Here is a 14677-nt window from a genome sequence, read left to right as displayed (position 1 = left end):
CGGCGGCCGCCCGCCCGGGTCCGCACCATGCGCGTCGGGCGAACTGGCAGCACCATGGGTCGTGACGAGGATGGGATCCATGGACTCTGCGCGAGAAGGTTCCGACGCGGCCGCGTCCGCGGGGCCGCGCGAGTTCATCGACGCCTCCACGGACGCCGCCGCGGTGGTCTCCGCGGACGGCGACGTCATCGCGTGGACACGGGGCGCCGAGGCGTTTCTCGGCTACGAGGCCGCACAGGTCGTCGGCCGATCCGGCAGGCCGCTGCTCGCCCCGCCGGAGGACCCCGCGCGCGTTGCCCGGGTCGCGGCCCGCTGCCGGGCCGGCCAGGGCTGGAACGGTCTGGTCCCGCTGCTGCACCGGGACGGCCGCGCCATCGACGTCGACCTGCGGGTCTCGGCGTCCTTCGCGGTCGGCGGCCGGGAGTGCTTCCTGATCTCGGCGCGCCAGCTGCGCCAGCAGTGGACGATGGGCGACTCGGTCCTCGACGGATTCCTGACCCGCGCCCCGGTCGGCATGGCCGTGATGGACCCGCAGCTGCGCTACGTCTGGCTCAACGACACCCTCGAACGCTTCGGCGGGGTGCCCCGGGAACAGCGGCTCGGGCACACGCTGAGCGAGCTGCTGCCCGGACTCCAGGCGCGGGACAACGAGGAGCTGATGCGCCAGGTGCTGGCCACCGGACGGGCGATCACCGAGCACGAGTACGTCGGCTGGAGCTGGGCCGACCCGCACCGCCAGCGTGCCTACTCGACCTCGTTCTTCCCGCTGCTGGACGCCGGCGGTTCGGTCACCGGCGTGTGCTACATGGTCGCCGACATCACCGAGCGCTGGACCGCCCGCCGACTGCTCTCCCTGGTCAACGAGGCCGGCATGAGCATCGGCCGCACCCTGGACGTGACCCGCACCGCCCAGGAGCTGGCCGACTTCGCCGTCCCCCGGTTCGCGGACCTGGTCATCGTGGACCTGCTCGACCAGGCGCTCAGCGCGGACGGCGACGCCGTCGGAGCCCCGCGCACCGGAGCCCCGCGCACCGGGGAGCGGGCGGCCCCGGACCGGCTCGCGCGGACGCGACCGGAAGCGGAACGGCATCCGGACGGAGAAGCGGACGGCACAGCGCAACAGCAAGCGGACGGGGAGGCGGACGACGCTGCCGGTGGTCCGGGGGAAACGGACCCGGACCGGCCGGTGATGCGCCGGGCCGGGCTCAGCTCGGTGCGCGAGGGCTGCCCCGAGGCCGTCGTCGGGGTCGGGGAGGAGGTCGCCTTCCTGCCCCCGCCGCACGGACTGGACCTGCTGCTCAGCGGCGGCCCCGTACTCATTCCCGTGGTCGACCCCGACGACGGGCTGTGGGGCGCCGAGCAGCCCGAACGCACCGCGCGCATCCGCGAGTTCGGACTGCACTCGCTCATCTCGGTGCCCATGCGCGCCCGCAACACCGCGCTCGGCCTGACGACGTTCGTCCGCTCGGTCAACAAGGCCCCCTTCGCCGACGACGACGTGCTGCTCGCCCAGGAGTTGGTGGCGCGGGCCGCCCTCTGCGTCGACAACGCCCGCCGCTACACCCAGGAACACACGGCGGCGGTCACCCTCCAGCGCAGCCTGCTGCCGCACGCCCTGACCGGTGGGACCGCGCTCGACGTCGCCTCCTCCTACCTGCCGGCGGACACCGCGGGAGGTGTCGGCGGCGACTGGTTCGACGTCATCCCGCTGTCCGGCGCCCGGGTGGGGCTCGTGGTGGGCGACGTCGTCGGGCACGGCATCGGCGCGGCGGCGACCATGGGCCGCCTCCGCACGGCCGTACAGACCCTCGCCGACATGGAGATGCCCCCGGACGAACTGCTGGCCCATCTCGACGACCTGGTCATGCGGTTGAGCGACGAGGAGGCCGGGGCCGAGCCGGCCCGGCGCAGCACGGCCGGCTTCCTCGGCGCGACCTGCCTGTACGCCGTCTACGACCCCGTCACCCGACGGTGCGCCATGGCCCGCGCCGGGCACCCGCCGCCCGTCGTCGTCACCCCCGACGGACAGGTGACCTTCCCGGACATCCCCGCCGGGCCGCCGCTCGGACTGGGCGGAATGGCGTTCGAGGCCACCGAGATCGAACTTGCCGAGCACAGCCTCGTCGGCCTCTACACCGACGGTCTCGTCGAGGGCGCGGACGGCGACATGGAGGCCGGCATGTCCCGTCTCGCGGCCGCGCTCTCGGAGCCCGGCGTCGACCTCGCGACGCTGTGCACCTCCGCGGTGCGCCGGCTCGTGCCGCTGCCGCACTCCGACGACATCGCCCTGCTGCTGGCCCGCACCCGCGTCCTCGGCCCCGACGACGTGGTGTCGTGGGACGTCCCGCTGGAGCCGGCCGCCGTCGCCACGGTCCGCGCGGCGGCGACCCGGCAGGTGGAGGCGTGGGGTTACACGGAACTCGCCATGACGACCGAACTCATCGTCAGCGAGCTGGTCACCAACGCGATCCGCCACGCGGCCCCGCCGATCCGGCTACGGCTGCTCCGCGACTCCCGGCTGACCTGCGAGGTTGCCGACGCCAGCAGCACGGCGCCGCGGCTGCGGCACGCCCGCAGCATGGACGAGGGCGGCCGGGGCCTGTTCCTCGTGGCGCAGCTGTCGCACCGCTGGGGCGCCCGGTACACGGCCGAGGGAAAGATCATCTGGAGCGAGCAGGAGATCCCTGGCTGACCCCCGCGGTCGCCTCCTTCCGGCGCCCGTCGCCGTCTCCCCTCCGAAGAGGACCCAGCGGCACCTCTGGCGCGGGGCGGCGCCGTACGCCACCCTGGCGGCACGGACTCCGGGTGGTTCAGGGCTGTTTCGGGGGGACGCGCCGTGCGCAGGACGCTCGTTGCGGCGCTCGCCGCGTTCGCCACGCCCCGCCGCCGGCTGCTAGCGGCCGCCCCGATGGCGGGCCTCGGGCTCGGTGCCCTGCTGATCCTGGGCGCGACCCGGTACGAGCGGCTGGCCTACCCGCACGGCGACGCCTGGTGCGCGGCCGCCGCGCTGGGCACGTCCATCGTCCTCGGCCTGGCCGGCTGGGCGGCCACCGGCGGCCGGTCCGCCGTCGCAGGATGGGCCCTGACCTGCGTGTTCCTGGTGCACGCGGTGACCGGCACCTTCGCCGCGGAGGCACGGGCGCTGCGCGAGCGCGGGGTCGAGGTCACGGCCACCGTGCGCCAGGAGCACGTGCACCGGGACGCCACCCACCTCGGCCGTACGGACACCTCGTACTCCTACGACCTCGCGCTGCCCGCGGGTCTGCCGCGCCGTGCCCTCGACACGGGCGGCAACCGCCTCGCGGTGGGGGCGCGGGTACGGGTGACCGTGGACCCGCAGGACAAGGCTCCGGTGCGGCTGGGGCCCCGGCCGGGCCGCCACCGCTTCGAGACGGTCGTCCTGCGGGTCTGCGACGGGCTGTTCCTCCTCGTCGGCGTGGGGTTGGCGGTGGCCGCCGCGTCCGCGGTACCGCTCAGGTCAGACTCCGGCACAGTAGGGCGGCCGGTCCCGGGGAGGCGCCCAGCCGGGTCGTGAAGGCGATGCCGGCCGCGTACTCGCCGTCCGCGCACTGCCCCTTGTAGTCCCCGCTCGCGAAGTCGGCGCCCGCGGCGCCGCTGGGCCGGTTGTCGGAACGGTCGAACCAGACCGTGCGGCCCGAGGTGCCCAGCGTGGTCCGGGCGGGCACGCACAGCGCGGCCGACACCTTCGTGCCCCGGTGGCTGTAGCCGATGAGGAAGTTCCCCGCCGGGCACTGGAGTTTGGTGTAGCCGGACGCCCAGTCGCCGCCCGAGGGGACGTAGCGCTCGTCGGTGACGACGGTCTGCGCGGAGCCCGAGGCGCGCAGGTCGCCCGCGGTCACGTCGGTGCACAGCCCGCGCCCGGAGGTGTGGCCGAGGCCCGCGAGCCGCAGACCGTCCGGGCATACGGCCTTGGAGGCGCCGGAGTCCCAGTCGCCCTGCGCCCGCACCCGCAGCGACTGCACGTAGTCCCCGTGATCGGTGTCGAGCATCTGCCAGTCGGGTACGGCGGCGACGGGCCCGGTCAGGCCGGCGGTCGACCGGAGGTGGTTCCATGCGGTGGCGCGCCAGTCGGCGTCGTCGAGGATGCCGTGCTGTCCGCCGTTCTCGTCGTAGCGCAGCAGCGCCCAGTCGTCGTGGCCCTCCCAGCCGACCAGCGGCCAGTAGGCGAAGTCGGTGTCGTGGTCGGCGAAGTAGTCGGTGATGTTGGTGAACCAGGTGCGGGCGGCGTCGTTGGTCTCCCCGGCGCCGATGCCGAACTCGCTGACCCACACCGGTGCCGTGTAGTGCTTGCCGGAGTCCTCCACGAAGAACGCCTCGTCCGACAGGGCCTGGTAGAGGTCGGTCCGGCTGAGGTCCTGATAGCGCGCGTCGTGGGTCTCCCCGATGCCGGTGGCGCCGCTGTGCTGGGGGCCGGTGTAGCCGTAGAAGTGCGCGGAGTAGACGAGTTTGTGGCTGACGACGAGGGTGTGGGAGAGGGTCTGCGCGGGGGTCAGCACGGGCCGTCCGTGGGGCAGTCCGTCGACCGGCAGGCCGGTCCAGTTGATGCCCTCGATGACGATGAGCAGGTTCGGGTCGGCCTCGGTGAGGATGCGGTCGGCGGCGAGCTGGGCGGCGGCGAACCAGTCGTGGTCGTCGCCGGAGCCCCAGTTGGGGTCGTTCAGCACGTCGCGGCGCACCTCGTTGTAGAGGTCGGCGCCCACCACGCCGGGGACCGTGGCGTAGCGGCGCGCCATGAACACCCAGTCGTCGGCCCACTGCTGGGTGGTCTGGCTGCTGTTCCAGCGCTCGTTGCCGTCGACTCCGCAGCACCAACGGGAGGTGTTGGTGTGGTTGTTGAGGATGACCGCGAACCCGCTGTCGGAGAGCGCGGAGACGACTGCGTCGTAGACCTGGAGCGGGGTGTCCCCGCGCAGCTGCGGGTTGGCGGCGACGGCCGCGTCCGGCACGGGGGTCGTCGAGTGGACCAACGCGTTGGAGAACGGCAACCGGACGGAGTTGATGCCCAGTTGGTGGAAGTCGGCCAGCAGGGTGGCCAGCGGCGCCCGGTCGAGACCCAGCGGAATGCCGTAGGAGTCCTGCCCGGCGTGGTGGTTCGCGGGGTCGCTCTCGCTGCCGCTGCCGGTCCACGAGCCCTGCGCGCCGTCCCAGTTGGCCGCCTTGAGGCGGAAGCGGTTCCCGGCGGCGTCGACGATGTAGCGGCCGCGGGTGGACAGCGGGGGCTGCCAGTCGCGGGTGGCCGAGGCGTCGGCGGCCGAGCTGTCTGCGGTCGCGGTCGCGGCGACCGTTCGCTCGCCGGCGGCCGGGGGAGCGGCGTCGGTGGCGGCCCGGGCGGTGGGGGTACCCAGCACGAGCAGGGCCCCTAGTGTCAGGTACGTGACAAATCTGGACATGGATTCCTCGGCGGCGGCGTCGAAGTGCGGGTGGGGGGTACGGGTGCGCCTGCGGCTGTGCTGTGGCGGGTGCATGCCTTTGTAGCGTGTCCGGTGGGGGGACGGCCAGCGAGCTGCGGTGAACTCCGTTGGTTTCAGCGGTATTTCACCCGCGGCGGGGTGGGGGCGATCGCGCAGTTCCCCGCGCCCCTATCGGGGCACGGCCGGAGTCGACGAAGCCCCTGAGGTCACACCCCTGCGGCGCCGCGGGGGCTGGTCGCGCAGTTCCCCCTGCCCCTTTCAGGGCGTGGTCGGGGCGGCATGCCCGGGCCGACCACGCCCCCTGAGGCCACACCCCCCAGGGGCGCGGGGAACTGCGCGATCAGCCCCCACGGCGCCGCACCAGCACTCGACCCCAGGCGGAGCCGCCCCCTCAGAGATTCTCCACGTGCGCGTTCATCGCGTCGGCGATCGCCGCCGTGAAGCGCGCGACCACGTCGATCTCCGCGTCGTCGAATCCGTCGAGCACGGCCGTGGTGGAGTCGGCCAGCGGCCCGAAGAAGGACAGGGCGGTCCGCATCCCGCCCTCGGTGTAGCGCAGCCGGACCTTCCGGTTGTCGGCGCTGTCCTCGCGGCTGCGACGGACGTGGCCCGCGGCCTCGAGACGGTCGATCAGATAGCTGGTCCCCGCGGACGACAGCCGCAGATGGCGCTGGAGCCCGCCCGGGGTGAGCGGATCGCCCGCGCGTTCGGCGGTCAGGACCGCCACGAGCGCGAAGAGATCCGCGGGCCGCAACTCGTGCGCGGCGGCGAACGCGTGGGCGAGGCGCGTGGAGTCCGTCCCGTAGCGGCGCAGCGCGTCGGTGATCTGTCCTCGGCGCAGCGCGCGCGGGTCCGGGCCGAAAGCGGATGCGGAGGCGGATGCGCGCGGGTCCTCACCGGGAGAGATGCCGTCGGTTGCCACGGGCCAAGGATAGGCGGCGTATTCTCGGACCATGAGTCTCTCAGAAACTGAGCGATCTGCCGCCGATCCCCTGGTGGCAGGCGCGGGCGGCGGCCCCGTGCCGGCCATCACCCGCTGGTCACTGGCCCACCGCTGGACGGTGATCGTGGCCTGGGTGGTGCTCGCGCTCGCCGGCGCGGTGTCGGCCGCGGAGTCGGGCGGCAGGCTGTCGTTCGCGTTCGACCTGCCGGGCCAGCCCGCCTACGAGACCAACGAGACGATCATGCGCACGTTCGGGTCGGGCGGCGCGGCCGACCCGCTGATCGTGGTCGCCCGTCTGCCGGAGGGCGGCCTCGCGTCCCCCGGCGCGCGGGACACGCTGCGGTCGGCGGAGGGGACGGTGCGCGGCGCCCTGCCGGGGGCCCGGACCGCCTCGGCCGTGAGCGACCCGGGCCGGGCGGCGGCGTACGTCTCCAAGGACGGGCGGACGACGTTCCTCGTCGTCTACCCGGTGCCCGACCACACCAGTTCCGACCCCTACGCCAAGGCCCTGCCCGCCCTCGAGAAGTCGCTGGCCGGGACCCGGGTGGGCGGGGAGCCGCTGCGCGTCACGGGCGCCTCGGTGCTCGCCTCCGGCGGCTCCAACAGCGGCAACAGCGTGCTGGTGGAGACGATCCTGGCGGGCGTCGCGGCCCTGGTCGTGCTGGCGATCGTGTTCGGCTCCCTGCTGGCGCTGCTGCCGCTGCTGATCGCCGCGGTCGCCATCCCGACCACCTTCGTAGGCATCTACTCCCTCACCTACGCCACCACCATGTCCAACCTGGTGCAGAACATCGTGGCGCTGGTCGGGCTGGGCGTCGCCATCGACTACGCGCTGCTCGTCGTGACGCGCTGGCGCGAGGAGCGCGCGGCGGGCCGCAGCGACCGCGAGGCGGTGCTCGTCTCGGCGGCCACGGCGGGCAGTTCGGTGGTGTTCTCCGGCATCACGGTGACCGTGAGCCTCGCGGCCCTCGCGCTGACCAGCGTGCCGTTCCTGCGCAGCATCGGCCTGGCCGGCATGCTGATCCCGCTGATCAGCGTGGCCGTGTCCATCACCCTGCTGCCGGTCATCCTGGACGCCGCCGGCTCCCGGCTCGAATGGCCGCGCAAGCGCCCGCCGGGCACGGTGAGCCGGATGTGGACGGCGATCGCCGCGGCGGTCGTACGGCACCGGGTCGCCGCCACCTGCGGGGCGCTGGCGCTCCTGGCCGCGCTGATCGCCCCGGTGTTCTCCCTCCGGCTCGGCCACCCGCTGGCCGCCGCCCAGGCCACCACCGCCTCCGCCGAGGCCCGCGCCGGGCTGAAGGCGCTCACCGACTCGGGCATCGGGGCGGGCGTCCTGCGCCCCACCGAGATCCTGCTGCCCGCGGACGGCAGCATCACCGCGCCGGGCGGGGTCACCGTGGTCGAACCGGCGGCCTGGAGCCGTGACGGCGTGCACGTCGCCGCCGCCTGGAGCCCCGCCGACGCCACCACCGACGCGGGCAAGCACGCCCTCGCCCAGCTGCGGGACGCGGCGGCCGCCGTGCCCGGCGCCCGGGTCGGCGGTACACCCGCCCAGGACGGCGACTTCCTCCACGCCCTCTACGGCGGCAATCTGTGGATCATCGTCACGGTCATCGTGGTCGTCACGTTCCTGCTGCTCAGCCGTGCCCTGCACTCCGTCTGGCTGCCGGTCAAGGCCCTGCTGCTGAACGCCCTTTCGCTGGCCGCGGCCTTCGGCGTGCTCACGCTGGTGTGGCAACACGGCCACGGGGCCTCGCTGTTCTCCTCGCCCGCGACCGGCGCGATCACCCTGTGGGTGCCACTCGCCGTCTTCGCCCTGCTGTTCGGGCTGTCGATGGACTACGAGGTCTTCATCCTCACCCGCATCAACGAGGAGTACGCCGCCGGGTACAGCACCGACGAGGCCGTGGTCCGCGGCATCGGGCACACCGGGCGGCTGGTCAGCTCCGGCGCGCTGATCCTCTTCCTCGCCTTCGTCGCGCTCGGCGGCGTACCGCAGACCGACGTCAAGATCCTGTCCACCGGCCTGGCCGCGGGCATCATCCTGGACGCCACCGTCATCCGCGGTGTCCTCGCACCGGCCCTCGTCGCCCTGTTCGGGCGCCTCAACTGGTGGGTCCCGGGTCCGCTCCGGCGGCTGCTGCGCATCACGCCGCTGCGCCCGCCCACCCCCGCGGCCCACCCGCAGGCGGCCGGAGAGGCCGCCTGCGAGGGTGCCGCCGGAGGCTGACGAGGCCCGGTCAGTACCGCGCGCCGACCGGAGCCGGGAGACCGTCGAGTTCGGCCAGGTCGGCCGCGGACAGCCGGACCTCCGCCGAACTCACGTTGTCCGCGAGGTACTTGGGCGTCTTGGTGCCGGGGATCGGGACCACGTACGGCCCCTGGGCGTGCAGCCAGGCGAGGGCGGCCTGGGCGGGGGTGGCCCCGAGCCGGTCGGCCACCGCGCGGACCCCGGCCGCGATACGGAGGTTGGCCCGCAGGTTGTCCTGCTGGAAGCGGGGCAGCCGCCGCCGCTGGTCGTGCTCGGGCAGCTCGTCGAACGAGCCGAACCGGCCGAGCAGGAAGCCGCGGCCCAGCGGCGAGTACGGCAGCAGCCCGATGCCGTGCTCCTGGCAGTAGGGCAGCACCTCGGCGCGCACGTCACGGGTCCAGAGGGAGAACTCGGACTGCACGGTGGTGACCGGGTGGATCGCCTGGGCACGCCGGATCTGGTCCACGCCGACCTCGGACAGGCCGAGGTGGCGCGCCTTGCCCGCCGTGACGGCCTCGGCCATCGCACCCCAGGTCTCCTCCAGCGGGACCTCGGGGTCGACGCGGTGGAGCTGCCAGAGCTCGACCTGGTCGGTGCCCAGGCGGCGCAGCGAGGCGTCGATGGCGGCGCGGACGTGCTCCGGCCGGCCGTTCGGCCGGACCAGCGGGGAGCCGCCGGGTCCGCCGGTGGGCTCGACGGCCTCCAGTCCGGCCTTGGTCGCGATCACCGCGCGGTCGTGACGGGTCGGGGTCCGGTGCCCCGGAGCGGCCGGTGAAGGTGGCCGACCGGTCGCCTCCACGACGCGGCACCGCCGTCATGGCCGGAAAGAGATGGTCCAGGCCAAAGAAACAAACATATTCGGACGGGTGGATCCCGGGTCTGCACCAGAAAATGAAACAAATATTGACGCGTACCAACAGCGTGCGTAGGTTCCAGCCGACTCACCACCAGCAGCATCCATGGACATCTGGTGCGATCCCCACAGAACGGCACACTCAGTAAGGGATGTCATGCATATGCCAAAAAATGATTCCGGGGGCGCGGCCTCCGGGTGCCGACCGCTCGGACTGGCCAGAGCCGCGGCCGGCGTGCTGTCGGTCCTCGGCCTCGTCGTCGGCCTGCTGATCGGCTTCCCCGCGGTGTCGCAGGCCGCCACCTCCCTGCCGTGCGACATCTACAGCGCCGCGGGCACGCCCTGCGTCGCCGCGCACAGCACCACGCGCGCCCTGTTCGCGTCGTACAACGGCGCGCTGTACCAGGTGACCCGGGCCTCGGACGGAGCCACGTCGGACATCGGCCTGCTGGCCCAGGGCGGTTACGCCAACGCCGGCCAGCAGGACTCCTTCTGCCAGAACACCACCTGCCGCATCACCAAGGTGTACGACCAGACGTCACGCCACAACGACCTCACCCCGGGCCCCGCGGGCACCTCCGGCATGGGCGCCGACCGGGGCGCGGACGCGAGCGAGATCGCGGTCACGGCCGGCGGGCACAAGGTCTACGGCATCTGGGTCTCCCCGGGCGTCGGCTACCGCTACACCGGCGTGGCCTCCGGTGTCGCCGTCAACGGCCAGGCGGAGGGCGCCTACATGGTCGCCAGCGGCACCCACGTCGGCTCGGACTGCTGCTTCGACTACGGCAACGCCGAGAGCACCCCGGCCGACACCGGCAACGGGCACATGGACGCCGTATCCATCGCCACCACGTGCTACTTCTCGCCCTGCACCGGATCCGGCCCCTGGGTCGAGGCCGACATGGAGAACGGCATGTTCCAGGGCGACAACGGCTCCAACACCGCCAACCAGGGCAACAGCAGCGCGTTCGTGACCGCCGTACTGAAGAACAACGGCCAGACGAAATACGCGTTGAAGGGCGGCAACTCCCAGTCCGGCTCCCTGTCGACCTGGTGGGACGGGGCGCTGCCCACCCGCGGCGGCTACCAGCCCATGCACCAGGAGGGCGGCATCATCCTGGGCACCGGCGGCGACAACAGCAACTGGAACCGGGGCACCTTCTTCGAGGGCGTGATGGTCTCGGGCTACCCCACCGACGCCGCGGAGAACTCCGTCCAGGCCAACATCGTCTCCGTCGGATACTCCGGTGCGACGGACGTGCCCAACGGACCGCAGGGCACGGTCACCGGGCCGGGCGGCAAGTGCGTCGACGCCGCCGCCGACGACACCGGCGGCAACGGCACCGCCGTACAGCTGTGGGACTGCCAGACGTACGCCGAGGACCAGCACTGGCAGCACAACGCGAACGGCTCCCTGTCCACCATCGGCAAGTGCCTCGACATCGTTGGCAACGGCACCGCCAACGGCACCAAGGTCGAACTCTGGGACTGCAACGGCGTCGGCGGCCAGAAGTGGGTGCAGCAGTCCAACGGCTCGCTGCTCAACCCGCAGTCCGGGCGCTGCCTGGACTCGCCCAGCGGCGCCACCGCCAACGGCACCCGGCTGCAGATCTACGACTGCAACGGCTCCACCGCGCAGCAGTTCTCGGTCAACGGCGGCGCACCGGCCGTCGGCCCCGGCAGCAAGTGCCTCGATGTCGCCGCCGACGACACCGGCGGCAACGGCGCGGCCGTGCAGCTGTGGGACTGCCAGTCCTACGCCGTCGACCAGCACTGGTACCACCGCTCCAGCGGTGCGCTCGCGACGCTCGGCCGCTGCCTGGACATCGTCGGCAACGGCACCGCCAACGGCACCCAGGTCGAGTTGTGGGACTGCAACGGCGTCGGCGGGCAGAACTGGGTGCAGCAGTCGGACGGTTCGCTGCTCAACCCGCAGTCCGGGCGCTGCCTGGACTCGCCCAGTGGCGCGACCGCCAACGGCACCCGGCTGCAGATCTACGACTGCAACGGCTCCGCCGCCCAGAAGTTCGCCCTGAGCTGAGACCAACACGCGGATGAAGCAGGGGAGTCGGTGTCGGAGGGCTGTCCGGCACCGACTCCCGCGGTGCCGGACAGCCCTCCCGTCGTGTGCGCACGCCCTCGGGTCCGGCTCACAGGACCTTGCGGTGGACGAGCGCGGAGAGCACGAACGCGCCGGGTACCAGCGGCAGCCACACCGTCAGGACCCGGTAGGTGACGACGGTGGCCGTGCCGATGCCCACCGGCGTGCCGTAGGCCGCGGACATCGTGTACACCAGCGCCGCGTCCACGGGCCCGATGCCGCCCGGCGCGGGCACGGCGCCGACCGCGGTGGACGCGGCCAGGAACGCGAGCACCACCTGCGCCCACGACAGGTGCAGGCCGAGCGCCGCGCCCACCGCGGCGATCACGCTGGCCTGGAGCAGCGGAGCGGCGGCGGCCCCGCCCCACAGCGCGAGCACCCGGCTGGGCCGCCGGTGCAACTCCCGCGCGTCGCACAGCGCGGTGCGCAGGAATCCGATGACCGGGCGCCGCAACGGCCGTACGAACGTCACCGCGAGACCGGCCGCCGCGGCGCCGGACGTCGCCGCGACCACGGCCGTCCACAGCGTGCGGCTGCCCGGCAGTACGGCGCGCAGCCGCAGCATGTCCGGGCAGGCGAGGAAGAAGACGAGCAGCACGGCCGTCTTCGCGACGGGCTTGGCCAGGGAGTACAGGGCCAGCGAGGCGGTCGCCCGGGCGAAGGGCACGTTCTGGCGCTGGAGGAAGCGCAGCGTCACCGCGTGCGCCCCGATACTGGCCGGCAGCAGGTGGTTGGCGACGCCCGCGGCGAACTGGGAGGCCAGCAGCGGGCCCGGCGGCAGGCGGTCGACCACGGCCCCCTGCCGCACGCACGCGGCGGCCACCCAGCCGAGCGCGGTGAGCAGCAGGGCGGCCAGCAGCCACCAGGGGTCGGCGACGGCCAGCCGGGCGGCCCCGCCGCGGGCCGACTCCCAGTCGGTCACCGCCCATCCGGCGATCAGCACCAGCGGCAGCAGGGTCAGGGCCAGGCGCAGCGGCCGGGAGGGGGAGGGGGCCGGTACGGCGGCGACGGGCGCCGCCTCGACCACGTCGTCGAGCGGAAGCAGGGACATGGCGCACGTCATCCTTCCGCGTCACGCGCCCACGAGAGGCTGGGGCGGACGGATGTGGGACAACACGGGGGACGGCGGAAACCTCCCCGCCCGCCGTGACGCCACGGTGTCCGGAAACCGAAGGATCGCGGGCGGCCCGGCGTCGGGGCGCCTTTGGCGGCGCCGCTCGCGCCCGCCGCCTTGTCAGATCCGTTCGGCCTCTCCCTCGTAAGGCCGTTGACGATCTCTCGGGTTCCTGCCGAGCGGCCCGGAACCACCCACTATCACCAAGGATTTCCAGGATCTGTTGCGCTTGAACGGCAACTCGAAGATCTTCGCGAAGACCCAGGCCCCGGCCACCGAGACCGGCACGGCCACGGCGAGGGTGAACCCGAACGTGGGTAGCCCGGGGGCGACGAAGTGCGGGGCCACCCGGCGGATCACGGCCATCACGATCGGCAGATGGATCAGGTAGAGGCTGTAGGAGAAGTCGCCGAGCGCGCGCAGGGGGCGCGTGGTGAGCAGCCGTACGAGGACCGCGGGGCGGCCGGTGGCGACCGCCGCGAGCAGCATGGCCATGGCGGGGGCGACGGCGAGGTCCACCCAGAAGTAGTGGTTCACCGTCCACACCGAGCCCCGGGCGAGGCCGAGCAGCACGACGGGCACGGCGGCCAGGACGGCGAACCACGCCCACGGCAGGCGCCGTACCCGGTCGGACGCGGCGACGACCCCGGCGCCCACCACGCCGGCGACGAAGACGGGAGCGAGATGCGGGGCGAGCCCGCCTCCGCCCTCCACGGGCGACGCGCCCGGCGCGGTGAGGCCGTAGGCGATCACCGGCAGCGCCACGCACGCGACCGTGGCCACGGCACCCCACCTGCGCCGCACGAGCAGCAGGAGCGGGAAGAGGAGATACAGCTCGGACTCCACCCCGATCGACCAGAACGCGCCGTTCGGGGTCGGAGCGGTGATGACGTCCTGGGCGACGAGGCCGTACACGAGGACCGTCGCACCGGTGGGCGGCCCGAAGTGCGAGGCCGGCACCACGAACCAGGAGAAGACCAGGCTCATCACCAGCGCCGCCCAGTACGGCGGCAGGATGCGCCAGGCGCGGCGGCGCAGGAACCGGCCCACCCCGCCGGAACTCCAGCCCTTGCGCGCCGGGGCGATGGCCAGCGAGAAACCGGAGAGCACCAGGAAGAAGACCACGGCCAGGCGCCCGAACATCAGCGCCTCCAGCCAACGCGGCGCCGTACTGCGGGGATAGCCGGGGAAGGTGTACAACCAGCAGTGGAACAGCACGACATACAGAGCCGCCAGACCGCGCAGGCCGTCCAGACCCCTCACCTGGCGGTTGGCGGGTGCCGGGAGCGGACTCGTTCCGGGGCCGCGCGGGGCCGGCTCGCCGACGCCTTCGACCGGACGACTCGATTGCAGTGAAATCGCTCAACCCTTTCCTCGTGCGCAGCTCGCGAGGACAGGTACGCGTGCTGCCGCCGGGTGGTTCAACGGGTGAGCCGGTGCGACCCGTGCCGTCCGGCAGGGCCGCGTCACGAGCCGCGCGGCGGCCCGCAGGGCGGGGCGGGAACCGCCGTTCCCGCCCCGCCGTGCGGCCGGGCCACACGCCCGGCCTCGACGTGTCAGGCGCGCGGGCGCTCGAAGGTGAGCAGCAGGCCCTCGACGGCGCCGGGGCCTATGCGGCCCTTGACGTCGGCGGAGGTGATGGCCTTCAGGTGCCAGCCGTCCTCCGCGTTCTTGTTGAGCACCTTCTCCAGCTTGTCGCTGTCCAGGGCGTCGCCGATGAGCGACTCGCGGAAGGTGACGACCTTGTACTCGTAGGTGTAGGGGTTGCTCATGGTGGCGGATTCCTCCCGCTGTTCGGCCCGTTCGGGCGGTGAGGTGGTGCGTCGGCCCGCCCATCATCCATGGCGCGGGGCGACACGCGCGGGCGGGGGTGGAGCGCACAACCCCTCCAGTGCGGCGGGTGCCGTCCGTTCCCCCTCCCGCGCCCGAAACGCCACCGGCCCGACGCGTGGCCACGGCCGTCACGGTGCACCCTGTTGA

Annotated in this window: 10 protein-coding genes; 4 read left to right on the top strand and 6 right to left on the bottom strand. The window is 73.3% G+C overall.

What is annotated here, in order from left to right; all coding sequences use genetic code 11:
* The first annotated feature begins 79 nt into the window (after window positions 1-79).
* Window positions 80-2692 carry a SpoIIE family protein phosphatase gene (locus WN71_RS42945; protein ID WP_046592370.1) on the top strand — a complete coding sequence of 871 codons (2613 nt, stop codon included), beginning with the start codon at window positions 80-82 and terminating at the stop codon, window positions 2690-2692.
* 144 nt (window positions 2693-2836) lie between these two features.
* On the top strand, window positions 2837-3535 hold the full coding sequence (locus WN71_RS29050; protein ID WP_046592369.1) for a hypothetical protein: 699 nt from the start codon (window positions 2837-2839) through the stop codon (window positions 3533-3535).
* Here WN71_RS29050 and WN71_RS29045 read toward each other — a convergent pair.
* Together WN71_RS29045 and WN71_RS29040 are read right to left on the bottom strand one after the other, a co-directional pair.
* Window positions 3474-5411, bottom strand: coding sequence for a glycoside hydrolase family 5 protein (locus WN71_RS29045; protein WP_046592368.1), 1938 nt, complete (start codon window positions 5409-5411; stop codon window positions 3474-3476). The two genes, WN71_RS29050 and WN71_RS29045, sit on opposite strands and share 62 nt — an antisense overlap.
* 412 nt (window positions 5412-5823) lie before the next feature.
* The gene (locus WN71_RS29040; RefSeq protein WP_052743236.1) at window positions 5824-6354 is read right to left on the bottom strand and encodes a MarR family winged helix-turn-helix transcriptional regulator; all 531 of its coding nucleotides are present in this window, start codon (window positions 6352-6354) and stop codon (window positions 5824-5826) included.
* 31 nt (window positions 6355-6385) lie between these two features.
* Between WN71_RS29040 and WN71_RS29035 the strand changes: the two genes are divergently transcribed.
* Window positions 6386-8608 (top strand): MMPL family transporter, encoded by a 2223-nt coding sequence (locus tag WN71_RS29035; RefSeq protein ID WP_079178187.1) that lies wholly within the window; start codon window positions 6386-6388, stop codon window positions 8606-8608.
* 10 nt (window positions 8609-8618) lie between these two features.
* Here the strand turns inward: WN71_RS29035 and WN71_RS29030 are convergent, their stop codons facing one another.
* On the bottom strand, window positions 8619-9428 hold the full coding sequence (locus WN71_RS29030) for an aldo/keto reductase (RefSeq protein WP_079178186.1): 810 nt from the start codon (window positions 9426-9428) through the stop codon (window positions 8619-8621).
* A gap of 217 nt (window positions 9429-9645) precedes the next feature.
* Between WN71_RS29030 and WN71_RS29025 the strand changes: the two genes are divergently transcribed.
* On the top strand, window positions 9646-11523 hold the full coding sequence (locus WN71_RS29025) for an arabinofuranosidase catalytic domain-containing protein (protein WP_046592367.1): 1878 nt from the start codon (window positions 9646-9648) through the stop codon (window positions 11521-11523).
* Between the two features lie 109 nt (window positions 11524-11632).
* On the opposite strand, the gene WN71_RS29020 is transcribed toward WN71_RS29025, so the two are convergent.
* The 3 genes from WN71_RS29020 to WN71_RS29010 all read right to left on the bottom strand — a co-directional run bounded on the left by WN71_RS29020 (window position 11633) and on the right by WN71_RS29010 (window position 14469).
* Window positions 11633-12634 carry a lysylphosphatidylglycerol synthase transmembrane domain-containing protein gene (locus tag WN71_RS29020; protein WP_046592366.1) on the bottom strand — a complete coding sequence of 334 codons (1002 nt, stop codon included), beginning with the start codon at window positions 12632-12634 and terminating at the stop codon, window positions 11633-11635.
* Between the two features lie 183 nt (window positions 12635-12817).
* On the bottom strand, window positions 12818-13960 hold the full coding sequence (locus tag WN71_RS29015) for an acyltransferase family protein (protein WP_046592365.1): 1143 nt from the start codon (window positions 13958-13960) through the stop codon (window positions 12818-12820).
* Window positions 13961-14253: 293 nt separating this feature from the next.
* Window positions 14254-14469 (bottom strand): DUF4177 domain-containing protein, encoded by a 216-nt coding sequence (locus WN71_RS29010; RefSeq protein ID WP_046592642.1) that lies wholly within the window; start codon window positions 14467-14469, stop codon window positions 14254-14256.
* Between the last annotated feature and the right edge of the window lie 208 nt (window positions 14470-14677).

This window comes from Streptomyces mangrovisoli (genome assembly GCF_000974985.2).
Taxonomy (GTDB): Bacteria; Actinomycetota; Actinomycetes; order Streptomycetales; family Streptomycetaceae; genus Streptomyces; species Streptomyces mangrovisoli.
The sequence above is the reverse complement of the archived record's forward strand: the minus strand, read 5'-3'. Positions and strand labels throughout refer to the sequence as shown.

Coding starts and splice junctions, on each gene's coding strand:
- WN71_RS29025 (WP_046592367.1), top strand. CDS start 9,646: ATGCCAAAAAATGATTCCGGGGGCGCGGCCTCCGGGTGCCGACCGCTC.
- WN71_RS42945 (WP_046592370.1), top strand. CDS start 80: ATGGACTCTGCGCGAGAAGGTTCCGACGCGGCCGCGTCCGCGGGGCCG.
- WN71_RS29010 (WP_046592642.1), bottom strand. CDS start 14,469: ATGAGCAACCCCTACACCTACGAGTACAAGGTCGTCACCTTCCGCGAG.
- WN71_RS29035 (WP_079178187.1), top strand. CDS start 6,386: ATGAGTCTCTCAGAAACTGAGCGATCTGCCGCCGATCCCCTGGTGGCA.
- WN71_RS29045 (WP_046592368.1), bottom strand. CDS start 5,411: ATGTCCAGATTTGTCACGTACCTGACACTAGGGGCCCTGCTCGTGCTG.
- WN71_RS29020 (WP_046592366.1), bottom strand. CDS start 12,634: ATGTCCCTGCTTCCGCTCGACGACGTGGTCGAGGCGGCGCCCGTCGCC.